This is a genomic window from Tenacibaculum sp. Mcav3-52, assembly GCF_022347665.1.
Classification (GTDB): Bacteria; Bacteroidota; Bacteroidia; order Flavobacteriales; family Flavobacteriaceae; genus Polaribacter; species Polaribacter mesophilus.
In genome coordinates this window covers 22,786-49,170 of sequence record NZ_JAKRGE010000004.1, presented here as the reverse complement: position 1 = coordinate 49,170, position 26,385 = coordinate 22,786, and the positions used below count along the sequence as shown (strand labels likewise).

Below are 26,385 nucleotides of genomic sequence, written 5' to 3'. Positions count from 1 at the left end.
AAATAAAAAACCTCATTGAAATTCAATGAGGTTTTGTTGTATAAAATACTATTTTATTATCTAGCTCTATCTGGTGTAGCTGTTTTTCTTTTATTTAGCACCATTGGTCCCATTTTATCTGTAGCACATCTAAACCCTATGTAGTTTGTTGCCATATATTCTGGGAAATATCTTCTTTGAGCTGGATCTAACCAGTACTCTCTGTCAGCCCAAGAACCACCTTTATATACTCTAGACTTATCACTAATTAATGTAGTTCTTCTCTTATCATCATATTTATAATTATTAACCACATTACCTAATGTATCAATTTCAGCTTCTGGCTTTTGAGGAGAGTTATACATTCTTTTTGTACGATCTAATTGATCTTTATCTAATCCATAGAACTTAGAAGAAGCCTGATCTCCATCACCTAAACTAGAATTGTTAGCTAAGTTATAATTTCTTCTCATGTAAGTATCTTCTTTAGTAATAGGAATATACTTAACACTTCCCGGTAAATCTTTAGGAACAATTCTACCGTTTTCTAAAGTATCATACTCTACTTCACCATCACCCACAATAACAACTTTACCCTCTTCATTGATTAATTTTTTAGTAAAAATGTTACCTCTAAAATAATTAAAGTCATTTGCTTCAGAATCGATAATTGGCCTATACACATCTTCTACCCATTCAGAAACATTACCAGACATATCATATAGTCCAAAAGCATTAGGAGGGTAACTTCTTACTGCATTAGGAATATCTGATCCATCACTACTCCATCCAGCAATACCACTATAATCTCCTTTTCCTTGCTTAAAGTTAGCTAATTGATCTCCTCTTCTTCTCTTATCTCTGTCACGAGTATACTTTCCACTCCAAGCATATTTTTTTCTTCCTCTAATATTATTATATTCACGGTTTTCAAAAATAGCTTTTGCAGCATATTCCCATTCTACCTCAGTAGGCAGTCTGAATTTTTGAGATAAAATACCATCTGAAGATGTAACCTGTCTACCTGTAAAGGTTCCTTTTTCTGGTTTTGGTTCTCCTTTTACCTTTGGAACTGGTATACCCTTTTTATAAATTGTAGAGTCTCCGTCGAATATCGCGTAAGGATCTGTTAAATAAGTATCGGTATCAAAATTATTTTCTCCTTTAAAGCTTATAGAATCTTCTTTAAAAATGTTTTTTATAACACCTTTATCCATTAAAATTTTCAAGTTAACAGCATTGGTACGCCACTTACAATATTTATTTGCTTGAATCCAACTAACACCTACAACTGGATATTCAGCATAAGAAGGGTGTCTTAAATAACTCTCTGATAAAAGATTCGTATTGCCTAAACCTTTCCTCCATACCAAAGTATCTGGTAATACCGAAGGGTAAATGTTTTTAAACTGTGGATCTTCTGGAGGAAAAACATCTTTAGTATACTGCATAAATAACCCATATTCTGCATTCGTTACCTCTGTTTCATCCATGTAAAAAGTACGAACATGCATTTTTTGTGGAGTTGTATTCCAATCAAACATAACATCATCTTGTACTAATCCCATGGTAAAAGTACCTCCTTCTATGTGAACCATTCCTGGTGGTACATTTTTTCCTTCTTTATACTCTCCCTTTAAATATCCTCCATAGTTTGGGTCATTAAAGTTCCAACCAGTTAATGAAGATTTACTCGACCCACCTCCATTACTTTTACAAGAAGTAATTAATAAACTAGTGATCGCCAATAAACTAAATAATTTCAACGTACTTTTCATGTATTTTTAACTGTTTTTTAAGGGTGTCGCAATTTACAATATTTCTAATTTCTTACAACTAATTTATTTATAAATTCACATTTAGTAACCTTATCTAATGCTAGATTACAAACGACAGTTTTTATACTTTAGTATTACGAATCTAAGAAAAAGATTAAAAAACAGACCATTAAAGTTTATTATTTTTTAACAGCGTAAAAATATTTTTTTCATTATTACGTATACAATATATAATATTGTTTAAGCAAACTCGTTTAGTTAGTTAACTAATAAATAAACCATTAAGTTTTATTTATACGAAATCTAAAAAAAGTTACTAGTTATAAACTCCCTCAAGAAAAATTATATATTTGCTAAACAATTAATCAAATTTTACATGAAAAAATTATCTATCGTATTATTTTTTGTGTGCTTTACCCTTCAAAATAAAGCGCAAGCCCAAACATCAATAAACACAACGGCAATGCCTTTCTTATTGATTACACCTGATGCTCGTGCTGGTGGTATGGGAGATATTGGAGTAGCTACCTCTTCAGATGCTTATTCAATTTTTCATAACCCTGCAAAAACTGCATTTAATCAAAACAAAATTAGCATAGGACTCAATTACACGCCTTGGCTTAGAAACTTAACTGACGATATTTTTGTTGGTGGAGGCTCTTACGTTAATAGGTACAGTGAAAAATCTGCTTGGGGTGTTGACTTAAAATACTTTTCTCTTGGAGAAGTTAATTTAACAGATACTAATGGCGGCTCTAATGGAATTGAAAACCCAAATGAATTAGCTATTACTGGTATTTATTCATTAAAGTTGAGTGAAAATTTTTCTATGGGTATAGGTTTAAAGTATATTCATTCTAATTATAAAATCAGAAGTAATGACTCCAACTTAGATGCAGTTAATTCTTTTGCAGTTGATGTTTCTGGTTATTATCAATCTAAGGAAAAAAACTTTGGAAGCTTTAATGGTCGTTACCGATTAGGTTTTAATATCGCTAATATTGGCCCAAAAGTAGAATATAGTCCTGGTGTTCCTAACTTCATCCCAACCAATGCAAAAATTGGTGGTGGTTTTGATTTCATTTTTGATGACAAAAACATTTTGGGACTTAACTTGGAACTTACAAAATTACTTGTTCCTTCAAGTCCTAACTCAGAGAGAAGTTGGTTTGAAGGAATGTTTACATCTTTAGGAGATAGAAGTTTTAGTGAAGAATTGCAAGAAACTACATGGGCTTTAGGTGCAGAATATCTGTATAACAATGCCTTTGCTCTTAGAGCTGGTTATTTTCATGAGAGTGAAGAAAAAGGACAACGTCAATACTTTACCTTAGGTACAGGATTTACTGCTAGAGCTTTTACTTTAGATTTATCTTATTTAATAAATACTGCAACTGTTAACAACCCGTTAGAAAATACATTGCGTTTTTCTTTATCGTTTGATTTAGGAGAACTATATGAGGTATATTAAAAAGTGGTATTTTTTTTATAAATTCGTATCAGAATACAAAAGCAGTCTTACCGACTGCTTTTTTTGACTAATTTATTTACGATGAAGAAAATTGACGTAACTACTAAAGCAACTGTATTTGATAATATATCACAATTATCAACTGAAGATGCTTTTTTAATTCAAAAAGCTATTGAGGCAAGACAAAAAGCTTACGCTCCTTACTCTAAATTTAATGTTGGAGCTGCTGTATTACTAGACAATGGTCAAGTTGTTTTAGGAAACAATCAAGAAAGCGCTGCTTATCCTTCAGGTATGTGCGCAGAACGAGTAGCTATTTGGAAAGCGGGCTCTGAATACCCTAACATGAAAGTACTAAAAATAGCCATTACTGCTGCTTCTGAAAACTCTACGGTAGATAAACCTGTTGGTCCTTGTGGAGCTTGTCGTCAAACATTATCAGAATATGAAATCAACCAAAAACAACCAATTGAAATACTATTTACAGGAGAAGTTGGACAAATAGTAAAAACGGAATCGTTACTTTCATTATTACCTTTTTCATTTGATAGCTCATATTTGTAACAACCACCGAGTATCAAAATCACAAAAAAAAGCACCTCTGATTTTAAAAAAAACAATTTAACTTGTTTTTTTTAAAAACATAACAAATATTTGAAATTGAATGTAAATAAAACGGTTATCATCAATAAAAATATTTTATTTGTAATTACCAACCCTAAAAAAATCATTTATTTCAATGAAGAAATCAGTAATTACAGGAACAGGTTCATTTATCCCATCTATCAAAAAGGAAAATGCTAACTTTAATAATCATTCATTTTTAAATGCCGATGGAACATCTTTTGACAACCCTAACCCTATAATTATTGAAAAATTCAAATCCATTACTGGCATTGAAGAACGTCGTTACGCTAAAGATGAATATAAAGCTTCAGATTTAGGTTTTTTTGCTGCGCAAAAAGCTATTAAAGATGCTAAAATTAATCAAGAAGAATTAGATTATATTATTTTTGCTCATAATTTTGGTGATGTTAAAAAGAATGCCATTCAAAGTGACATTCTTCCAAGTTTAGCTACTCGTGTAAAACATTTGTTACAAATAAAAAAACCTAACTGTGTTGCCTACGATATTTTATTTGGTTGTCCTGGTTGGGTTGAAGGTGTCATTCAAGCACAAGCGTTTATAAAAGCAGGAATTGCTACAAAATGTTTAGTTATTGGTGGTGAGACTTTATCAAGGGTTGTTGACATGAATGACCGTGACTCTATGATTTATAGTGATGGTGCTGGTGCCTGTATCATAGAAGCTACTGATAAAAATGATAGTGGAATTTTAAGCCATGCTTCACAAACCTTTACTAAAGATGAAGCCTACTTTTTATTTTTTGGAAATTCAAACGATAAAAACAAAGACAAAGACGTACGCTACATTAAGATGCATGGACGAAAAATTTATGAATTTGCCTTAACCAATGTTCCAAAAGCTATGCAAACTGCTTTAGATAAAAGTGGTGTAGCTATTGATGATGTAAAAAAAATATTCATCCATCAGGCCAATGAAAAAATGGATGAAGCTATTATTAAACGTTTTTATCGTTTGTACAAAAAACCAATTCCTGAAGGTGTGATGCCAATGAGCATTCATAAATTGGGAAATAGTTCAGTAGCAACCGTACCTACCCTACTTGATTTAGTTTTAAAAGGAAATATTGAAAACCAAGAAGTAAAAAAAGGAGATGTTATTATTTTAGCATCAGTAGGTGCTGGTATGAATATTAATGCTATAGTTTACAAGATTTAATAGTTTAAAAAACTCTTTAATTTCTTACTAAATATTCTCGCAAATATAAAATGTAAGTGCTATTTTTGCGCATGCAACAACACAACGTACTTATATTAGATTTCGGATCGCAATACACACAGTTAATTGCGCGCCGTGTAAGAGAATTAAATATTTATTGTGAAATTCACCCTTACAACAAAATACCACAAAACTTAAACGATTTTAAAGCTGTAATCCTTTCAGGAAGCCCATCTTCAGTTCGTTCAGAAGAGGCTCCTCATCCAGATTTGTCTGAAATCAGAGGTAAGAAACCATTATTAGCAGTGTGCTATGGCGCACAATATTTAGCTCATTTTTCTGGTGGTTTAGTAGCTCCTTCTAATACTCGTGAGTATGGTAGAGCTAACTTATCTTTTATTAAAGAAGGAGAAGAGTTCTTTAAAGATATTTCTGAAGGAAGTCAAGTTTGGATGAGTCATTCAGACACAATTAAAGAGTTACCTACTGGAGGAACATTATTAGCAAGTACTCATGATGTACAAAATGCAGCATACAAAATTGATGGAGAGACTACTTATGCTATCCAATTTCATCCAGAAGTATATCATTCTACAGATGGTAAACAATTATTACAAAACTTTTTAGTTAATATAGCTGGGGTAGCTCAAACATGGACACCAGATTCTTTTGTTGACGAAACTGTAGCTGAATTAAAAGCTAAGATTGGTAATGACAAAGTTGTTTTAGGTTTATCTGGAGGAGTAGATTCTACCGTAGCTGCAGTTTTATTACACAAAGCAATTGGAAGTAATTTGCACTGTATTTTCGTAAACAACGGATTGTTACGTAAAAATGAGTTCACCGACGTATTAAAACAATACGAAGGTATGGGATTAAACGTTAAAGGGGTCGATGCTTCGGCACGTTTTTTGGACGAACTAGCTGGATTAAGTGACCCAGAAGCAAAACGTAAAGCTATTGGTAAGGTTTTTATTGATGTTTTTGATGATGAAGCACACCAAATAGAAGATGCCAAATGGTTAGCACAGGGAACAATTTATCCCGATGTAATTGAATCAGTTTCAGTTAATGGAGGTCCTTCAGCTACTATTAAAAGTCATCATAATGTAGGTGGTTTACCTGATTTCATGAAATTGAAAGTTGTTGAGCCTTTACGTATGATTTTTAAAGATGAAGTACGTAGGGTTGGTGCTTCTATGGGAATTGATAAAGAATTATTAGGTCGTCACCCTTTTCCTGGGCCTGGTTTAGCTATTAGAATCTTAGGAGATATTACAGCTGAAAAGGTTCGTATTTTACAAGAAGTAGATGCTGTATTCATCAACGGATTAAAAGAAAGTGGGTTGTATGATAAAGTATGGCAAGCTGGTGCTATTTTATTACCCATAAATTCTGTTGGGGTTATGGGAGATGAAAGAACCTACGAAAAAGTGGTAGCTTTACGAGCTGTAGAAAGCACTGATGGTATGACTGCTGACTGGGTAAATTTACCTTATGAGTTTTTACAAAAAACATCAAATAAAATAATTAATAATGTAAAAGGTGTAAACAGAGTTGTATATGACATTAGCTCTAAACCACCAGCAACAATTGAGTGGGAATAAAAATCCACCATTAATATAAAAAAAGAGTAGATGAAGAAATTACAGTTTTTACTATTAGTTTGTGTTTTAACTTTTGCCGTTTCTTGTGGCCAGCAAAAACGTTATGTATCCTACAAAATTCAAGAAGGTGAAACGATGCGAGACATTGCGGATCGTTTAGACATAAAAACGAAAGATTTATTACGTTTAAACCCTGATGTCGGAAGACGTCCTGAAGCTAACACAGTAATTGTAATACCAAACCCTAAAATTAAAAAGAGTACTTCTTCGTCTACTACCTCAGCTGAAGAAGAGGTAAATACTACCGATACTAATAATAACAAAGGTACGGCTATTGAAACTGAAGAAGATGATACTGTTTTTCAACAAACAGTTGTTGAGTATGAAACTCACGAAGTTCAAAAGGGAGAAACTGTGTATCGTATTACAAAACAATATGGTATAACAAAAGAGGATTTAATTAAATTTAACCCTGAGTACACCAATATTCAAAGTAATAATTTAAGTATTGGTCAGATATTAAAGGTTAAGGCTTTAGAAAAAACAGTTACTATTAATAAAAATGAAGTTTTAGAAAAATTCTTAACGCATACTGTTAAGAGTAAAGAAACTATGTATAGTTTAACTCGTTTTTACAATGTATCTAAAGAGGACTTACTACTCTTGAACCCAGAATATCCAGATTTGGCTGACAATAAATTATCAGTAGGTCAATTATTAAAAATAAAACCTATTGAAGAGGTTAGTAAAAGAGAAAACTATTCTTTTTACAAAGATTCTATTCAAGTTAACACATCTATTAATCTTGCTATTTTACTTCCTTTCAAGGCTGATGAATATAGTGAAAAATCAAATAAAGATATTTTTGATGACAACCCTTTAACTAATATGGTAACTGACTTCTATATGGGAGCAGAAATTGCTATTGATTCTATAAAAAGACAAGGAGTTAAAGTAAATGTTAACGTTTTTGATACAGGAAATAGAGGAAAGAATGTAACCACAATTCTTGAAAATAAAAAATTAGAAAATACAGATGTAATTATTGGTCCTTTTTATTCTGATAAAGCAGAAGTTATTGCTCGTAATGTAAACTCTAAAGTCGTTTTTCCACACTACTCTAATAAACAAGATAAATTTTCTTCACCTAAGTTAATTAAGACAGCTCCTGAAAAAAACAGCTATCAGATATACTTAGCATCTTATTTAAAAGATAGTTATAAAGATCAAGAAATATTTATTGTCAGTGACGAAAAGAAAGACACAAATTCAAAAGTTTCTATAATTATATCTGAACTGAAAAAACATGATAGTATTAATAATATACATATCTTAAAGCCTGAAAAAGGCTATATAAAGAGAACGCGTTTTACAAGTAAGATGTCTTCTAAAAGACATAACTGGGTTATAATTGCTTCTGACGACAATGTAGTAGTTGCTGATGCTCTAAATAGTATGATTAGCTTACCTGACGAAACTAAAGTTCAGGTATTTGCTATTAGTAAAGGCAATGCTTACGATAAGATTGATAATAATAAACTTGCTAGTATAAATTTCACTTATGTTTCTAATACTTATTCAGACGAAAATGCCATAGAAACTAAAGATTTTAACAATAAATATTTACAAAAAAACAACACTATTCCTTCAGACTATGCTATTAAAGGTTTTGATATAACATATGATGTTTTAATGCGTTTGGCTTCAGGAAATGAACTTACAGACACCTTTAAAAAAGGTGTTTCTTTACGTGTTGAAAATAAATTTGACTACCATAAAAAGATGTTTGGTAGCAGTGGAAATCAAGGTTTATTTATTGTTAAATACAATGAAGATTTAAGTTTAAGTAGACTTAGATAAAATCTAATCTAAATTTTATAATACAAAAGCCAAAACTAAAAAGTTTTGGCTTTTGTATTACCCATACATTTCTTTGTAATATTTTTGGTACTCTCCACTTGTGACATTCTTAACCCAATCTTTATTTTTCAAATACCATTTAACTGTTTTTTCTATTCCTTCTTCAAATTGTAAAGAAGGTTTCCATCCTAGCTCATTCTTAAGCTTTGATGCGTCTATTGCATAACGAAAATCATGACCTGCTCTATCTTTAACGTGAGTGATAAGTTTTTCTGACGCTCCTTCATCTCTTCCAAGAAACTTATCTACTACTTTTATTAGAACTTTAATTAAATCAATATTTTTCCATTCATTAAGCCCTCCAATATTATACGTATCTCCAATTATCCCTTTATGAAAAATAACATCTATTGCTTTCGCATGATCTTCCACATATAACCAATCTCTTACATTTTCTCCTTTACCGTACACTGGTAAAGATTTGTTATTACAAATATTATTAATGAATAACGGAATTAATTTCTCAGGAAACTGATATGATCCGTAATTATTTGAACAGTTAGAAATTACGATTGGCAAACCATAGGTATTTTTGTATGCTCTTACAAAATGATCTGATGAAGCTTTGGATGCTGAATATGGTGATTGGGGATTATACGAAGTTTTTTCAGTAAAAAAACCATCATTTCCTAAGCTTCCATAAACCTCATCCGTAGAAATATGATAAAACAATTTTCCTTTGAAATTGTCTTTCCAACTATTTTTTGCTACTTCTAATAAATTTAAGGTTCCATAAACATTTGTTTTAACAAACGACAAAGGATCTGTAATAGAGCGATCTACATGCGATTCAGCTGCTAAATGAATAATTCCATCAATTGAATAGCTAGAAAACAATTTTTTCAATAAATCTTCATCGCAAATATCTCCTTTTACAAAGGTGTAGTTCGGTTGATGCTCAATGTCTTTTAAATTTTCTAGATTTCCTGCGTATGTTAACGCATCTAAATTTACTATGTGTTTGTTTGGGTATTTATTTACAAACAATCTTACCACATGAGAGCCTATAAAGCCAGCTCCTCCTGTAATTAATATATTCCTCATGAAAGTTTAGTATATAAACTCAAAGTTACTAATAAATAAACGGAGTTTTTAACTCTGTAAAAGTAGAAAGTTGTTGGTCTTTTGAAGAAAGTATTATGTCTTCAGTATCAATTCTCCAATCAATATTCAATGTAGTATCATTCCAAATAATTCCTGAGTCATATTCAGGGGCATACCAATTATCTACTTTGTATGCAAAAACAGCTTCTTTGGATAAGGTTACAAATCCGTGTGCAAACCCTCTCGGTATAAATAGTTGTTTTTTATTTTCTTCAGATAATTCTAAGGTGATGTGCTTACTATAGGTAGGTGAATCTTTTCGAACATCCACAACTACATCTAATACTTTTCCTTGAATACATCGTACTAGCTTCGCTTGAGCAAAAGGTGGCTTTTGAAAATGTAATCCGCGTAGAACTCCATAAGTCGATTTCGACTCATTGTCTTGAACAAAATTTACATTTCCTATATTTTCTTTAAATTCTTTTTGATTGAAAGATTCAAAAAAATACCCTCTTTGATCTCCAAAAATTTTTGGTTCAATAACAACAACTTCAGGAATTTTGGTCTTCGTAAAAATCATTATTTCTCTTTTGCTAAGTTTAATAAATATTGTCCGTAGCTGTTTTTTTTCAAAGGTCCTGCTAAATTTCTGACTTGTTCCTTATTAATATACCCCATATAGAGCGCTATTTCTTCTATACATGCTACTTTTAAACCTTGACGTTTTTCAATGGTTTCAATAAATTGACTTGCTTCTAATAAAGAATCATGCGTCCCGGTATCTAACCAAGCAAAACCACGTCCCATCAATTCAACTTTTAGTTGTTCGTTTTCTAAATAATACTGGTTTACAGAAGTAATTTCCAACTCTCCTCTTTCTGATGGTTTTACATTTTTGGCTACTTGAATTACATCATTTGGATAAAAATACAAACCAACTACCGCATAATTAGATTTAGGAATCTCAGGTTTTTCAATAATAGAAACAGCATTTCCATTAACATCAAAATCTACTACTCCGTAACGTTGAGGATCTTTTACATTGTATCCAAAAACAGTGGCTTTATTTTTTTCTTTTATATTATCAATTGCAGATTGTAACATTTCAGGTAATCCATGACCATAAAAAATATTATCTCCTAAAATAAGACAAACATCATCCTTCGCTATAAATTCTTCTCCTATTATAAAAGCTTGTGCTAATCCATCTGGTGAAGGTTGTACTGCATAACTTAAGTGTATTCCTAAATCATTACCATCTCCTAATAATTTTTGAAAACTTGGAAGATCATCTGGTGTAGAGATAATTAATATTTCTCGAATACCAGCTAACATCAATACTGATAATGGATAAAAAATCATCGGTTTATCATATACCGGAAGTAACTGCTTTGATACTCCTTTAGTAATTGGATATAATCGTGTTCCCGAACCTCCTGCTAATATAATACCCTTCATTTATTAAACGTTTAAAGTACGCTAATTTATAGAAAAAATAAAGCTCAGGAAAACCTGAGCTTTGAATTCTAAATTATTACTGTTTTTGCTGCCATTTCCAGGCGGATAGTAAAGCCTCTTCTAATGTTTCTTGAGGCTTCCATCCTAAAACTTCATTCGCTTTAGTTGTATCTGCATAAGCTGCTGTGATATCTCCTTCTCTTCTTCCTACTATTTTGTAATTCAACGATTGTTGAGTAACTTTTTCAAAAGTTTTTATAATCTCCATCACAGAACTTCCTTTGCCAGTTCCCACATTAAAAAACTCAAAATTTTCTTCATTTTCTTTATTCAACAAACGCTGTAATGCTTTTACATGAGCTCTTGCTAAATCTACAACATGAATATAATCACGAATAGCAGTTCCATCTGATGTTGGGTAATCGTCTCCAAAAACAGCTAGTTCTTCTCGAATACCAGCAGCCGTTTGCGTGATAAATGGAATTAAATTTTGTGGAATACCTAATGGTAACTCTCCTATTTTTATAGATTCATGAGCTCCTATAGGATTAAAATATCGTAAAGCTATAGCGTTCATATCATAAGCCTTACAACTATCTTTAATAATTTCTTCTCCTATTTGCTTAGTATAACCATAAGGAGATTCAGCAATCTTTACTGGAGCGTCTTCTGTAATAGGTAACTCGTCTGCTTGTCCATAAACCGTACATGATGAGCTAAAAATAAAATGATCAATATTCCTATTTTTCATTTCTTGTAACAGATAAACTAAAGCGTTGATATTATTCTCGTAATAATCCAATGGCTTTTGAACACTTTCTCCTACAGCCTTAAAAGCAGCAAAATGTATTACTCCATCAATTGTACCATCATTAAAAAAGCTACGTACTGCTTTTTTATCTCGTAAGTCTATCTGATAAAAGTCTGGTTTGATATTGGATATTTTAGTAATTTGTTCTAATACATCTATTTTAGAATTAGATAAATCATCGATAATCACTACCTCAAAACCTGAGTTTTGTAACTCTACTACGACATGAGATCCTATAAAGCCTAAACCGCCTGTTACTAGTATTTTTTTCATTTCTTAATCTTGATGTTATAACTACTTTTTAGAAACTATTTAATGACTATTCATTGTGAAAACAATCTTTATAGTCTTTAATAAAATTTTAACATCTAATTTCCAAGAATACCTTTTAATATAAAACAAATCATATTCCAATTTTTTAAGACTTTCTTCAGGAGTTGCTTTAGGTAAGTGTATTTGTGCCCAACCAGAAACACCAGGTCGTATCATATGCCTTAAATTAAAAAATGGATTTTCTTGACTATACTCCTCTACATATTTTGGTTGTTCTGGTCTTGGTCCTATCAAACTCATGTCACCTTTTAAAATATTATATAACTGAGGTAACTCATCTATTTTAGAGAATCGTAAAAATTTACCCACTGGAGTAATTCTATTATCGTTAGCCACCGTATACCCTCCATTGTTTGTCTTCATGGTTCGTATTTTATAAATTTTAAAAGGCTTCCCTCCTCTACCTACTCTTATTTGAGAGTAAAACATCGTTCCTCTTGAAGTAAGCTTGGTAAAAAAACAACCAATTATTGTTAATGGTAACGCAATAGGAAAAAGAATTAGGAAAAATAAAATATCAAATCCTCTTTTAAAGAATAATAATCTACGTTTACGTCTTAAACTAAAAATCTCGTCAGAAAAATATTGATTGTCCTGTGTTTTTATAATTGGTACTCTTTTATTGATACATTCATAAAAGTCTTCAGAATCGTGAATTTCAACACCTGACAATCTTAACTTAATTAATTCATTAACTTGTTTTTTTGATAGTTCATTTAACTGAGAACTTTCGAAAACTACAACTTTTATATAGTTCTCTTTTATATAGTTTGTGAATGTTATTTTAGATGGCTCTAACTCTTTATAAAAAACAATTTCATATTTATCCGCAATTTTACTACTAGATAATAATTTATCTAGCGACTTGCTAACGTTAACAAACAGACATTTTTCCTTTTTTCTTTTTATCATTATTTCATCTTAAAAAGTGAACGCCTAAGAAGAGAAGTATTAAATCTCTAATATGTAATCACCTTTTCAGTTCACAACGCAATATTAAGAATTTTTTAAGAATTTTTAGCTTCTAAGCTATATAAAGACTCTTTTCTCGTTTTCAACTTTGAACAAAGCTAATTTATTACCATATTATTTTTTCTTAATACTACTTTTTTTTCTAAAAATAGTATTGTAAATTATAGAAACAATTACTGATGGGAGTAATCTTCCTGGTGGTTTCAGAGAAATATATTTTATAAAATCATAATTATTAAAGAACCCAATTTTTCTAGAAAATGTTGCAAACTTTACTTCATTAACGGCATACTTTATTCCTCTTCTTTTTTTTATCATTTGATTCCCTGTTTGTACTCTAAAATTAAGTAAAGCATCTTCTAAATTATGAAAAACACACCCATTCTTTAATAATTTCACCCAAAGCAAATAATCTTCCCAAAAAAGAATATCACTAGTATAAGCTCCTACTTCTAATATTCTTGTTTTTTTGTAAACCACTGTCGGATGATTAATAGGGTTTCTAAACTTTGCAAAACTTAAAATTTTATCATGTTCAAAGGGTAACATTCTAAACTGATTTAAATCTCCTGGAACCTCTTCAAACTCCTCTATCATTCCTCCTAAAACATCTACATCTGGATTACTTTTAAAAAAAGAAATCTGTTTTTCAAATCTATCTGGCGTTGCGATATCATCAGTATCCATCCTAGCAATTAATTCATAGCTACATTCTTTTATTCCTTCATTTAAAGCATAACCCAGTCCCATATTTTTTTCCAAAACAATAATTTTAAGAATACCTTTAAGACCCTGCTTAAATTTATCAATAACATCATCTAATTCTTTGGTTAATGGTCCATCTTTAACTAAAACTATTTCATTAGGCTTAAGTGTTTGTTCTAAATATATACTATTCAACGCTGCTTTTAGAAATTCAGGCTTTTCCTTTATGTATACCGATAATAGTACTGAGAATTTCATTTTATATACGTATTTTTTTGTTTTAAAGATCCTTAATTGTTTTGTTAAACAACGTAATTAACTATCGACAATAAATAATATTTTAAAGAATAAAGGTACTTTATTCTTTTTTCTAAAAACAACCAGTTACACTTAATTTTGAAAGCCAAGTTAATACTTCCTTTATATTGTTCTAATTCTTTTGATAGTTGTTTTACTTTCTCTTTATTACCTTCTATAAAATAATATAAAATCATTTCTTTGAAATGGTTTTGATATATTTTATTGAATTTATTTTTCCCTAAACTCATCATATCATTCTCAAAAGTTTTTATAAACCTTCTCTTTGTTTTTTCAAAACCCTCTGCATTAGGATAATTCCTATGACCATCAACTGTAATCTCTGTTAAATATTCTTGTAATACCCCTAATTCATATTGTCGAAAAAACCTAACCAACAACTCCCAATCTTGATGTCTTTTAAAGCTTTCGTCAAAACCGTTTAAGTTAAGTAAAACTTCTTTCTTTATTAATAAAGTAGAACCTGCCCCAAAATCAATTTCTCCAGATAAAAACCGAGATAAAAAATTAAAATCGCCAGTGATTATATTTTTCTTATAAGTACATCCTCTAAAAGATTTTTTCGCTAAACACACAACTGCATCTTTCTTAGAGTGCTTTAAAAGATAATTAACTTGTTTCTTTATTTTATCTGGTTCAAATAAATCATCATCATCTAAAAAAGCTATATATTTAGCTTTAGAGTAATTTATCCCAGTATTTCGAGCTGCAGAACCATTTTTATTTGTTTTATGTTTTAAATAAATTACTTTTTTATTATTTCTAAAGTTTTCCATCAAAACAATAGTTTCTTTTCTATATTCATCTCCTTCATTATTATCATCTACTATTATAACCTGAATATTCTTATATGTTTGGTTTAAAACACTAGTTATAGCCCTTTTTAATTTTATAGGACGTTTATAGGTCGGTATTATCACAGAAACTAACTCTTCTTTAATCATCATGTTTTTTAAAATAATTCAAAATTTAACTTGTAAGGTATTAACTTGTATTCTTCTCCCTTTATTAAAATCGTTCTAAGATAATAGCTCAATAGTACTATTGATAACAAAACTATTAAACTAACTCTAATAATTTGTTTCTTAAATTGTGATACTAAAACTGGTATTAAGAGTATATACACGAAGAAAAAATAACTATTTAACCTCATAAACATTTGAATCATTATCCCTTTGTCTTGAAGAAAAACTAAAAGCAATGTTAAAAAAGACAAAAAATTGATATTCAAGTATACTTTCTTGTATTTAAATTCGCTAATTTTTTTTTCAAAAAGAATTAATGATATTGACATTAAGAAAAAAATATAAGTTCCTACACTTATTGGGGTTGTTTTGGTAAAATTTAAGTATTGCCCATAAGGGGATAAACTAATTAAGTAATTAATAAAGAAACTTCCTACAATTACTAGTAAAGTAACTAATAATCGTTTTTTTAAAGTAAAGTTTATTTGTAGAATAAAATATACTGGAATAATAATAAATAAAGATAAATGGAAGAAAAAAACACCTAAACCTATGCATATTAAAAAAAGTAAAAGTTTTTTATTTCTTATTAGATCTATCAAATTAATGAACAGTGCTATTGCTAAAAATTGTCTAACACCATTAAAACTTGCCAAATAAAAAGGAGCTATAGTAAGGTAAATTAAAATGGACAACCAAGGATTAACACTAAATTTTAAAATTATTCTGTAAACTAGTAGTTGCATTATCAGTGCTAAAAACAAAAAAATTAGTTGAGGCTTTGCTTTAATGTAACTAAAAAAGTTCACTATTAACATAAACCCTGGCTCGTTAGTGCTTGTCCATCTATTTTTTTTAAAAATACTTACATAATTATTATAGTCAACTCCTACTTCAAACCTAAAACCAGCAAAAATTGTTAGTATTAATACTATAATAAATAATATAATTTTTGTATTATTTCTATAACATGAATCCGTTTCTGTTTCCTCATACAAAGCACCTAGAAAACATAAAAAAGTTGTTATTATTAATAAAAGTAAATATGGTAGCATCTTAAAATATTTATTTATCTAACTGTTTGCAATAAAACAAAAACAAGATTAGAGAGACTACCCCTGATACAACAAAAACAAATGCTAAGGCATATACTAAAGAGTAAACATTATAAATAGGGTATAAAACTATCGACAATAAAACATAAAGTATACAGAACACATATGTATTATATCCGTTCCATTTAGCTTTACCAATAGCTAATAATATATTTCCTGTAGGATTCCTTAACAGATAAGTAAAAAAAGTAGCTACCATGAATATTTTATACATGGGTATTGCATCTTCATATTCTTTACCAAAAAGAAAAACAATAATATCTTTAGCAAAAAAAATAGACACAGAAAAACATACTAAAGCTAGTGGTAGTATTATTTTCAAGTAATTAATATAGTAGTCTTTCAATACTTTTTTTGAGTTATAATTTCTAGCTAACATTGTAAAATCTGACTGCATTAAAATACCAGGTAGTGTCAATAAGTTAAAAGGTATTATAGTCGCTACCTTAAATGTTGCTATTTCTGTAGTATCCGAAGACAGAAAACCTATTAAAATAGGTGCTATTGAAAATATAATTTGATTAGCAAAACCACTAACACTTGTATGTAATCCATATCCCCAAAATTCTTTCTTGTTAATTTCTATTCTTTTTGAAACTGCTTTTACTTGATTATGAAATAATAAGAAAACAATCAAAGGAGCTAATGTTAATGCTAAAATATAACCATATGAATAAAAAAAGTAAACTAAGGAAACCGTTAACACAAAAGACACAATGCTAAAATAAACATTCAGTTTAGCAAACATTTTATTAATATTAATAATACGGAAGTAACTTTTCAATACATCCAACCAGTAGAAAGTCATTAGGCCAAATGACATTAATATTAAAAGTATTTTTATTTTGAAAGTGAAATAAGGCAAAATTATAACAAAAAATATTGTTACTAACACTAAACATAATGCATATTTACTTCCTTGTTTTAAAGTATAGTTATAATATTCTTTTCTTTTTGAAATTGATTTAGTTATAGCCCCAAATCTCAACAATGAGTAATTACCTCCCAAACCTGAAAATATAATTAATATGGCATAAAAAGATAACACATAAGCTATATCTGCATATTCCTCTTTTGATACAATTCTAACAACAGCAATAGATAAAAAAGCAGTCATAAACTTACCTAAAAAAGTTGAAAGAAATACTATTAGTCCTCCTCTCTTAACAAAACCATTTATAAATGTTTTAAAACCTGCCATTCTTATTTATTGATTCAGCAAATACCGTTGTTTCTAAATTGTATAAACTACTTTCCTTAATGGCCTTTAGCTGTTCTAAGTATTTATTATTATAAAAGCTAGACAAATATAAAACCTCTGCATACCATGCTTTTTGCACATCATGTTTATTGATATAGTTTTGAAAATTAGTGCTTTTGTGTATTAAATCTATGGCTTTATTTACCACTTTTAATAACTTTTCTTTGTTAAGGTCTACATTTATTTTCTCTTTCTTTTTTTCTGACAATGAATCATACACCACTAGCAATCTTAAAAAATCTGCTATATTAACCAATAAATAATCTATATGAATATCAGGTATAGCGAGGTCTCTTCCTATATATCCATTTTTAAAGAATAGTGTTGGAGAAACAACTTTGAAAAATAACGGGTGAATTATTTTTTGGTACATCAAATAAAAAATATTTTTATTCTCAACTTTTCGTAGATAATGTTCAAATAGGTAATTATCTACATTTTGTAAAAAAAGATTTACTTTACTTTTTCTATTAATTGTTTCAAATATCTTATTAATAGATATTATTGCCTTCTTTGCTTTATTTATGTATTGCACATTATCTATATAGGTGCTATCATCTCTGAGTAACAATAATAATGTTGTTAATGAGTCTATATGTGTATTTAATGTTAATGTATTTCTTTTTTCTTTTCTCCAATATTTAGTCTTTATATGACTAATTGGAGTTTTTCCTTCTTTTTCTGAAGTATCGTGACAAAACCATATTCCATTTCCCCATTTAAAAAAGTATGAGAAATGATGGTTAACAACCTCTTCTAGGTCTTTTTTAAAACAAATCCCATCTTTCTGTCCTGCTAGTAATGTTCTTATGGCAGCACTTGTTGATCTTAATTGTGTATCTTTTCCTCCTTTAAAGGAATTATGATACAAAATGCCCCCACAATATTCTTTTCTTTTTATTATGGCTTTAACTATCTTTCTTTTCTTTTCTTTCTGATTAATACCCGAATCAACCTCATACTCTTTTAACGCATAATACATGGATTCCCCTGTCATTTCAAAAAAGTATTCTTCTGATATTACATTAGTTACTAAAAACCCTTCATTTTTTGAAAAAATATTTTCAAACTCACAACAAACATCAATTTCACCTATTATATTTAATACCTTATTAAACTTCATTTTTAGCCTTTAAATTAACTAACTTCCTAAACCCCTCTAAAATTTTTTCATTAAACCTTTCTCCTTTTTCATAAGCTATTAACATATCTTCTGTTACATCATATAAAACATTCTTGTTTTCGCATTTTGTACAATAATCTTCTATAGTACACATAAACTTTGCTGGATTACCAGCTACTACAGCATTATCATTTACATCCTTTGTGACAATAGAACCTGCACCAACAATAACATTATTACCTATAGTAACACCTGGCATAACTACACTATTAGCCCCTAGAAAAACATTTTCACCTATTATCGTTTTTTCTATTCTATATTTCTTTGTGAAAAGGAAGGTACTAGAATCATGAGCTAAAATTATTGAACCAGGAGCTGAGATAAAATTATTTCCAACTTCCACGAATTCAGGAACTAATGTATCAACTAACGAATTACTATAAAACCTTTTACCTCTTTTAAATTTTGTTTTCTTCTTGTTTAAAAAAAAATTAAAAAACTTTTTAATTACCTTTTTCATTCTTTATATTATATAATTTAGTCCACTTTTTCACTAATAAATCTTTCTTAAAAAAAACATTTATTATTTCTTCATTGTTATTATTATCTAAATTGATCTTGTTTATCGCATTTAATAGTGTTAAAGGTAGGTTTTCTATACTATCTACACTGTCAAAAACTAACCCCATATCTCTCAATTCATCATAGGGTAACCAATTTCCTGTTATTACTTTATTTCCTGCATAAAGATGTTCAAGCATAGATGCAGAAAGCATGTCTGTAGTTTGTAGCTGCACCATAATATCTGTTGCATTTCTTAGATGGGCAACTTCTTCGTTTGTCATAAACCTCTCTAAAAACTCTATTTTATAACAAGACTTTTTTGCTTTTTCTTTTATTTTTTTTATGTAGGGTTCATTCTTTGGGTATGTTACAGGAAATACTATTTTAATTTTATTCCTATGATATTTCAACTTATCTTCCTGCTCTAAAACTTTTAAAATTTTTAAATGCTGTTGCATTATACTAGCATTATAGCCTATCGTTACTATAATTCTATTATTATCTAAACTTAGATGTTTACTACTCTCTTCTTTTGTGTATTTTTTTTTTATTTCATTTAAAACATATAGCGGTTCTATTATAAAATAATTTGTAGTAATATTATCATTTAATAAACTTTCTTTATAATAGTTTCTAAGACTTTTTTCTATTTTTGAGTTAGATATAGTTATAAATTTTGCTTGATTTAATAATTTTAATATCTTTTCTTTCTTTTCTTTTGTAGCTCTTAAAAAGTCACTTCCCCAAACAGAAACAACTAATTTACCTTCTATATTTTTAAGAAAACAATCTACATCCCTCAAAATTATATCCTCCATGTAATGGACATGGATTATATCATAATTACTTAGCAAACTTTTAACTCTATATCTAAATAATAACTGTTTAAAAAGCCCTCTGAGAGTTCTGAATTTTCCTAAGATTTTTGGTAGTCTCAAAGTATAAACATTATCAAATATTTCATCTGACTTTTTTACATCTTCTATTTCTTGAGACAAAACATCGATTATAATATTTTTATTATTTAATTTATAGTATTGTTTTATTTCTGAAATTAAACCTCTTATTAATTGGTGTTTTCTATTTCCTACTATTAGGAGTCTCATTTTCCTATCATTTTTAAATACTCGTCCCATTGTCCAATATCTTTCCAAGATCCTTCACTTATTGGAAAAACTCCTACATTATGACCTCTTTCATGAATATTTTCAATTAAATCTGTAATATGATAAAATGTGTTCTCTGGTATAAAATCTAAAACAAATGGTTCTAATATATATACACCAGTGTTTATTTGATAAGTTAACTCTGGCTTTTCGGTCATTTCTTTAAACATTCCCTTCTTACCTGTTTTAATAGTACCATAAGGAATTTTAAAATGTTTTAGTGCAGAAACCATCGTTATGGCATTATTATTTTTTTTATGGTAATTGTAAATATCTTCTAAATCTTGATTAATTAGAATATCGCAGTTAGACACAAAAAAAGTCTTTTTTATTTTACCTTTTAAGAGGTACATCGAGCCAGCAGTTCCAAGAGGTTTTGGTTCTTGAAAATAATTAATATTATAATTAGGGTTCTTTAATTGGTCGAAATAATGCTTAATTGTTTCTACTTTATAATTTACAGACAAATAATAATCTTGGCAACCTATGCCTACAAAACAATCCATTATTTCCTCTATTATTGTTTTGTTCCCTATTGGTATTAAAGGTTTTGGAATTATATTTGTTATAGGTTTTAATCTAGTTCCTTTTCCTCCTGCCATAATAACGACAGGGCAGTTAAGACTTTCTTTATTTCTCTTAACTTCTTTACTAAAAAAGTCTTCCCAAAAATGAACATTTACTAGTTCTCCTTTTTCATTAACAACAGGCATACATTCTATTTTCTTATCTAACATTTCTTTTTTTATATCAGATATTGTATTTGAAGTTTTTCCTAATGTTATTTTCTTTCTTAAGATATTTTCTATTCTAACACTAAATTCTTCTCCTTTTAAAATTGCTCTTTGTATATCTCCTATACTCAACACTCCAGTAAAAACATCCTGCTGAAAGACTAACAGCATTTTTTTTTCAGCTGAATCCATTAATTTCAATGCCTCTAAAATTGTAGCACTATCCTTTATTGAAATTTTTTTTATTTTAGATAAATTATCCATTTTTATTATTTACTGTGATTTTATATCTTAATAAGTTATTCGACGTTCCTATTAACTCTTCATATTTTTTTTCCCAAATTTGTATGACCTTCTTATAAATAGATTCGTTGTGTATTTTTTTTCCTATAAAAAAGTCTTTTGTCTTTTTTGAATACATTAATTTAAACTTTAGTAAACTATCATCTTCCGAAATAGTTCTCCCTCCGCCAAAATGGATTTTAGAAACTTTTCTATTTATTGCCGACTTTATAAATTCGTTATATAAGAAATTATTAGGTCTGAAATTAAGGAACTCTGTTCTTGATGCTCCTAAATGATAATGTGCATGTTCCTTATTTATAAAGCATAAAAAGGCTCCTATCACTTTCTCTTTAATAATTGCATAATAAATTACTACATCTTCTATTTTATCCATACTCAAGAAATACTGCTTATTAAACATTAAATAAGTTGAGGCATTCACCCTTTTCATGTTTTCTGTATAAATATCAAAAAAAAGTAACAAGTCTTCTTTCGTTGGCTTTTCTATTACTTTCCCAGTAACTCCCTCTTTTTTTGCTTTTTTTATTGCTCTTTTACAAGAGTTGGAAAAGTTTTGATAAAAAAAATCATAGTCATGATTCTCTACTTCAATACAAACTGTTTTACGGTCAAATAGTATATCTAAATAATTTTTGGATAATTTATGATTATTTAATAAAGGGTTAAACCTAGTAAACTCTGCTATTATATTTTCTTTTTCACAATACTTTGTGAACATATCATAGAAACTATTTATAACTTTAGTTTCATTAGTTGTAGTTAATAAACCATTATAACCATATGCACCTTCAATATCATAATAACTCCCTTCTTGTTCCAAAAGGGTAATTTTATTTTTCAAAAAAGGATATGCTATAAAATTATCTTTATTTTCATAAACGAAACAAAACATTTCACCATCTCCATAATCTTCATATAATTTATAATATTCGTATTGATAATAAGTATCATTTCCCAACCTTCTAATTACCTCTTTCCACTCCTTTTTTTCTAGACTACTCAATACTTTAAAACTTTCCATCTTAGAGATCACATTTTGTTAATTGTACTTACAGTTAATTCTGAACCTGCTTTAAATATTTTGAAATCTAAATCTTCAAAGGTATCTTTTTCTTCTATTTTTATGGCTCTTTGCTCAATTATCTCACCTTCATCAATGTTTTCATTTACAAAATGGGTAGTGACTCCTGTTACTTCCACTTTAGCTTCTAAAGCTTTAGTTATAGCTTTTGCCCCTTTAAAACTTGGCAATAATGAAGGATGTATATTTAATATTGGTTTATTATATTTTTGTAAAAAATCTTTTGTTAGAATATAATTCCATCCAGCTAGAAAAATAAAATCTATGCCAAAATAATCCAACACCGATAATATTTCATTTTCGAACTCTTGCTTATTATGATAATCTTTAAATTTAATTAATCGATGGTTAATCTTATTTTGCTCTGCGACCTCTAATGCTTTAGAACCTTCTTTAGAACTTATTATTAGCTTAAATTCATTTTTAACGAAACCTAGTTTAGAGTCCAAAATCAGCTGTATTGCTCCTCTACCAAATCCAGATATTAACACAGCAAACTTTTTTTTATCTTCTTTCATAATCTTCAGTTTTGAATGGTTTTATTTGTTCCTTGCACTGCTTGGTATGTTAACTATTCTTTCTTCTAAAAACAAAGCATTTTTTTGACTATCTTTCTGACAATTTTTATACATAGGCAACCTAAACATTAATTGCCAAATTGGTCTTGTCATAACTCCTGCTTCATTTGTGGAGTTTAAAAATAAATCCCTTTCTTGTTTATTATTTAATTCAATACTCATTAACCAATAATTAGCTCTAGTTTTAGCAGGCTCTTTTCTAAACTTAACCCCTTTCTTAGTAAAAAACATATCATAACTCTCTGCTAACTTTCTTTTTTCATCTATGAAATCATCTAGGTTCTCTAATTGTGCACATACTAAAGCTGCATTTAAATTAGGCATTCTAAAATTATACCCTAATTCGTTATGTACATACTCATACTTATGAGGTTCTTTAGCTGTAGTTGTAAGAAATTTTGCTCTTTCACCCAATAATAAATCATTTGTAATAACAGCACCCCCTCCTCCACTGGTAATTATCTTATTACCATTAAATGATATTGCTCCAACTTTGCCAAAACTCCCCGTCGGTCTCCCTTTATATTCACTTCCTAAGGACTCTGCTGCATCTTCTATAATAGGAATATTCCATTCTTTACAAACTGCTATAAGTTCATCTAAATGAACAGGAAAACCAAAGGTATGCATTGGCATGCATGCTGATATTTTTTTCCCTGTTTTTTTATTATAACAACCATCCTCTCTTAAGTCTCCATACTCCTCTAAAAAATCTCTTACAGCTTGTGGTGACAATCCCATAGTATCTTTATCTACATCTAAAAATATGGGAGTTGCATTATTATACGCAATTGCATTAGCTGTTGCTACAAATGTTAAAGCTTGAGTTATAACCTCATCTCCTTTTTTAACCCCTATTAGTCTTAACCCTATTTGTAAAGCAGCTGTTCCATTAACAACAGCTACAGTTTTTTTAGTCTTTGTAACCTTACTAAGTGTACTTTCAAAGAGATTAACATATTCTCCAACACTTGACACGTACGTAGAGTCAATACAGTCCTCTATAAATTTTTTCTCATTACCCCTAAATATTGGAACGTGCAATGGAATAAAGTCTTTACTATTAAAAGTACTTCTTATAAACTTTATTGTTTCGTTTATCATAATTACATTTTGCTATCTAAATATTTATGGGATTCAACATGACCGAAATTAGGTATCATTTCATGAAACAATGCTACTACCTCTTCTTTTGTCCAATTCCTATTTTCTCTCCATGCTTGAACAACATTTAAAAAATTTAATAACTTAGACTCATTAAAAATCGCATTGTTTTTTACAATTCCCAAATTGTAATGTTTTTCTAAATCTAATTCTTCTTTTTCTGTAAAGAACTCTTCAAAACTTTTTTCTCCTGTAGTATTACTTTTCGAAAATAAACAAGGCCATTTCCTATCCTTTATAAGCTCTTTTACCTTTTCTCTAGCTTCCTCTTCATTATCGACAAGAAAAGGTTTATATCCTTTACTTTCAAGGTATTTTATTGCTATCTCTGAAAATGTGATTAAATGAAGCCCTTGATCTAATTTAGGAAAATAAATATCTCTATTACTTCCAAAAATACAGGACATTAAACACAATTCACCTGATTCTTGGGGAGTTACAAAGTAACGTTTTACATCTGATGGTGCAGCTAACGGTTGCTCTTTTTTTAATCTTTGATCAAAACCATGCAATAAGGATCCATCTGAAAATGCAACATTAGCAAATCTTGCTGTTGAAATCTCTATCTGCTTGCTTTTTTGCATTAGAAACATTTCCATTATTCTTTTGGAACCTCCCATCATGTTTACTGGGTTAGCTGCTTTGTCTGTTGAAACACAAAAATATTTTTTAACTCCACTAATAATAGATTGATCAATTGTTTTTATAGTGTTTAATATATTTACATTAATCATTCTCATCAATGTAAACGGATCTTTTTCACTTCGAACGTGTTTTAAAGCAGATAAGTTAAGTACATAATCATACACTCCGTCACATTCTATAAAGGCATCATACTCAATAGAACCAATATCTAAAGCAAATGTTTTAAACTCTCCTGAAATGTATCCTAAAGAACTTCTTAAGTCACGTACTAATTCTACTAAATTGTTTTCACTTATATCTACTACATGTAATTTAAGTGGGTTTCTTTTAAATATTTCTTTTGCTACAGCTTGACCAATAGTTCCAGCCCCTCCTAAAACTAAAAATTTCGAGGAAGATACTATTTTCGATAACTTCTTTTCATTTTCATTTATATCTTTATCAAACAATTTTTGTGTTCTATTTATTAAGTCTAGGTGATTCATTCATTATTATTTTTAGATTATTGAACATTATAACTATTATACCCAATAATAACCCTAGCAGTAATGATATGGCTAGTACATTTCTATAAATAGGAGATGATTTTTCATTAGGTATACTTACCTCTTTGATGGTTATAAAAACAGGCATGTCCTCTTTTATCTTAAGTTCTTGTAACTGTACTTTTTTTGCTAATTCACTATACAATGTAAAAGCTAAATCATATTCTGACTTAAGCTTTGTTAATTTAGCTTGTGATGACTTTGTTATAAGACCTCTATTATTATCCTGAAAATAGGCTAAATTTCTTTGTATACTTAAAAATTCTTTTTTCTTCTCTTCAAAATTTTTCTTTATGTAAACTAGATTCTGCTTTGCTTTATCTAATTTATACTGGATTATGGTCTCTTGTAATATACTTTTACTCACTGCTAATAAATTAGCAGCGAGTATAGGGTTTTCATTTTCTACTGAAAATAGAAATTTATTTTCTTCCTCTATGTAATTAATATTTATTTGTCTCCTTAATATTTTAAATAAAGAATAGTCCGTATTTGATATTTTAAAAATCTTGATATCGTCATCAACGGTTGCCGAATCAACCGTGTCTTTAATATTTATTATATATATTTTTTTTAATTTCTTTTTCTTACCGTCAACTGGGTCTATAAATTTTATATTAATTAACTTATGAAGAAATTTATTACTATGTATTATTTCTTTATACAAATTGGGACTTATCAGTTCTGCATCTCCTGAAGTTCCTAATTGAACTCCTGCAATTGCGGCTAAATTCCCCAAACCCGAAGCACCTGTGCTCTTGGATGATTGCGTTATGAAAGTTGTTTTTGCAATATATTTATTTGGTACGAACAATAAATATCCAATACCAAAACCTAAACATAATATTAAAACAAGAAATAATATTTTCTTTTCTTTCTTTAAAAGATTTACAAAAAACAATATATCGCCCATTGATTAACTTTTTTTACTAAAA

Annotated in this window: 24 protein-coding genes; 5 read left to right on the top strand and 19 right to left on the bottom strand. The window is 29.1% G+C overall.

Annotation, left to right across the window (positions count from 1 at the left end):
- Window positions 1-56: 56 nt before the first annotated feature.
- Window positions 57-1,757 carry a gliding motility lipoprotein GldJ gene (gene gldJ, locus MHM83_RS11905; RefSeq protein ID WP_047790231.1) on the bottom strand — a complete coding sequence of 567 codons (1,701 nt, stop codon included), beginning with the start codon at window positions 1,755-1,757 and terminating at the stop codon, window positions 57-59.
- A gap of 376 nt (window positions 1,758-2,133) precedes the next feature.
- Here gldJ and porV point away from each other — a divergent pair, with 376 nt between their 5' ends.
- From porV to MHM83_RS11880, 5 genes are all read left to right on the top strand, one after another.
- On the top strand, window positions 2,134-3,228 hold the full coding sequence (porV, locus tag MHM83_RS11900; protein WP_239180000.1) for a type IX secretion system outer membrane channel protein PorV: 1,095 nt from the start codon (window positions 2,134-2,136) through the stop codon (window positions 3,226-3,228).
- 81 nt (window positions 3,229-3,309) lie between these two features.
- The gene (gene cdd, locus MHM83_RS11895) at window positions 3,310-3,792 is read left to right on the top strand and encodes a cytidine deaminase (protein ID WP_047790233.1); all 483 of its coding nucleotides are present in this window, start codon (window positions 3,310-3,312) and stop codon (window positions 3,790-3,792) included.
- 175 nt (window positions 3,793-3,967) lie between these two features.
- Window positions 3,968-5,032, top strand: coding sequence for a 3-oxoacyl-ACP synthase III family protein (locus tag MHM83_RS11890; protein WP_159615358.1), 1,065 nt, complete (start codon window positions 3,968-3,970; stop codon window positions 5,030-5,032).
- Window positions 5,033-5,103: 71 nt separating this feature from the next.
- Window positions 5,104-6,639 (top strand): glutamine-hydrolyzing GMP synthase, encoded by a 1,536-nt coding sequence (guaA, locus tag MHM83_RS11885; RefSeq protein WP_159615356.1) that lies wholly within the window; start codon window positions 5,104-5,106, stop codon window positions 6,637-6,639.
- A 30-nt stretch (window positions 6,640-6,669) separates the two neighbouring features.
- Window positions 6,670-8,499: an amino acid ABC transporter substrate-binding protein gene (locus tag MHM83_RS11880; protein ID WP_159615354.1), complete on the top strand. Its 1,830-nt coding sequence runs from the start codon at window positions 6,670-6,672 to the stop codon at window positions 8,497-8,499.
- A 57-nt stretch (window positions 8,500-8,556) separates the two neighbouring features.
- Here MHM83_RS11880 and rfbB read toward each other — a convergent pair whose 3' ends face one another.
- The 18 genes from rfbB to MHM83_RS11795 form a co-directional block, all read right to left on the bottom strand.
- Window positions 8,557-9,603, bottom strand: a complete 1,047-nt coding sequence (rfbB, locus tag MHM83_RS11875) for a dTDP-glucose 4,6-dehydratase (RefSeq protein ID WP_047790236.1) — start codon at window positions 9,601-9,603, stop codon at window positions 8,557-8,559.
- A 28-nt stretch (window positions 9,604-9,631) separates the two neighbouring features.
- The gene (gene rfbC / locus MHM83_RS11870; protein ID WP_047790237.1) at window positions 9,632-10,186 is read right to left on the bottom strand and encodes a dTDP-4-dehydrorhamnose 3,5-epimerase; all 555 of its coding nucleotides are present in this window, start codon (window positions 10,184-10,186) and stop codon (window positions 9,632-9,634) included.
- A complete protein-coding gene (gene rfbA, locus MHM83_RS11865) occupies window positions 10,186-11,064 on the bottom strand; it encodes a glucose-1-phosphate thymidylyltransferase RfbA (RefSeq protein WP_239179998.1) in 879 nt (292 codons plus the stop codon). Before rfbA ends, rfbC begins: the two co-directional genes overlap by 1 nt.
- A 76-nt stretch (window positions 11,065-11,140) precedes the next feature.
- The gene (gene galE, locus MHM83_RS11860) at window positions 11,141-12,148 is read right to left on the bottom strand and encodes a UDP-glucose 4-epimerase GalE (RefSeq protein ID WP_159615350.1); all 1,008 of its coding nucleotides are present in this window, start codon (window positions 12,146-12,148) and stop codon (window positions 11,141-11,143) included.
- A 39-nt stretch (window positions 12,149-12,187) separates the two neighbouring features.
- Complete coding sequence (locus tag MHM83_RS11855) at window positions 12,188-13,120, bottom strand: sugar transferase (protein WP_159615348.1); 933 nt, start codon at window positions 13,118-13,120, stop codon at window positions 12,188-12,190.
- Between the two features lie 174 nt (window positions 13,121-13,294).
- Window positions 13,295-14,143, bottom strand: coding sequence for a glycosyltransferase (locus MHM83_RS11850; RefSeq protein ID WP_239179996.1), 849 nt, complete (start codon window positions 14,141-14,143; stop codon window positions 13,295-13,297).
- 44 nt (window positions 14,144-14,187) lie between these two features.
- On the bottom strand, window positions 14,188-15,150 hold the full coding sequence (locus MHM83_RS11845) for a glycosyltransferase family 2 protein (RefSeq protein ID WP_239179994.1): 963 nt from the start codon (window positions 15,148-15,150) through the stop codon (window positions 14,188-14,190).
- A 5-nt stretch (window positions 15,151-15,155) separates the two neighbouring features.
- On the bottom strand, window positions 15,156-16,223 hold the full coding sequence (locus tag MHM83_RS16265) for an EpsG family protein (protein ID WP_370641990.1): 1,068 nt from the start codon (window positions 16,221-16,223) through the stop codon (window positions 15,156-15,158).
- A 10-nt stretch (window positions 16,224-16,233) separates the two neighbouring features.
- The gene (locus tag MHM83_RS11840) at window positions 16,234-17,484 is read right to left on the bottom strand and encodes an oligosaccharide flippase family protein (protein WP_239179992.1); all 1,251 of its coding nucleotides are present in this window, start codon (window positions 17,482-17,484) and stop codon (window positions 16,234-16,236) included.
- Window positions 17,471-18,667, bottom strand: a complete 1,197-nt coding sequence (locus tag MHM83_RS11835; RefSeq protein WP_239179990.1) for a hypothetical protein — start codon at window positions 18,665-18,667, stop codon at window positions 17,471-17,473. The genes MHM83_RS11840 and MHM83_RS11835 overlap by 14 nt, the downstream gene beginning before the upstream one ends.
- On the bottom strand, window positions 18,657-19,187 hold the full coding sequence (locus MHM83_RS11830) for an acyltransferase (RefSeq protein WP_239179988.1): 531 nt from the start codon (window positions 19,185-19,187) through the stop codon (window positions 18,657-18,659). Before MHM83_RS11830 ends, MHM83_RS11835 begins: the two co-directional genes overlap by 11 nt.
- Window positions 19,171-20,367 carry a glycosyltransferase gene (locus MHM83_RS11825; protein WP_239179986.1) on the bottom strand — a complete coding sequence of 399 codons (1,197 nt, stop codon included), beginning with the start codon at window positions 20,365-20,367 and terminating at the stop codon, window positions 19,171-19,173. The genes MHM83_RS11830 and MHM83_RS11825 overlap by 17 nt, the downstream gene beginning before the upstream one ends.
- Entirely contained in the window at window positions 20,334-21,395 is a 1,062-nt protein-coding gene (locus tag MHM83_RS11820; RefSeq protein ID WP_239179984.1) for a nucleotidyltransferase family protein, read from the bottom strand. Before MHM83_RS11820 ends, MHM83_RS11825 begins: the two co-directional genes overlap by 34 nt.
- Window positions 21,388-22,458: a GNAT family N-acetyltransferase gene (locus MHM83_RS11815; RefSeq protein ID WP_239179982.1), complete on the bottom strand. Its 1,071-nt coding sequence runs from the start codon at window positions 22,456-22,458 to the stop codon at window positions 21,388-21,390. Before MHM83_RS11815 ends, MHM83_RS11820 begins: the two co-directional genes overlap by 8 nt.
- Window positions 22,459-22,466: 8 nt before the next feature.
- A complete protein-coding gene (gene purN, locus MHM83_RS11810) occupies window positions 22,467-23,036 on the bottom strand; it encodes a phosphoribosylglycinamide formyltransferase (RefSeq protein WP_159616382.1) in 570 nt (189 codons plus the stop codon).
- A gap of 21 nt (window positions 23,037-23,057) precedes the next feature.
- On the bottom strand, window positions 23,058-24,200 hold the full coding sequence (locus tag MHM83_RS11805; protein ID WP_159616380.1) for a LegC family aminotransferase: 1,143 nt from the start codon (window positions 24,198-24,200) through the stop codon (window positions 23,058-23,060).
- Window positions 24,201-24,202: 2 nt separating this feature from the next.
- A complete protein-coding gene (locus MHM83_RS11800) occupies window positions 24,203-25,390 on the bottom strand; it encodes a UDP-N-acetylglucosamine 4,6-dehydratase (protein WP_159616378.1) in 1,188 nt (395 codons plus the stop codon).
- On the bottom strand, window positions 25,365-26,363 hold the full coding sequence (locus MHM83_RS11795; RefSeq protein ID WP_239179980.1) for a Wzz/FepE/Etk N-terminal domain-containing protein: 999 nt from the start codon (window positions 26,361-26,363) through the stop codon (window positions 25,365-25,367). Before MHM83_RS11795 ends, MHM83_RS11800 begins: the two co-directional genes overlap by 26 nt.
- Window positions 26,364-26,385 lie beyond the last annotated feature (22 nt).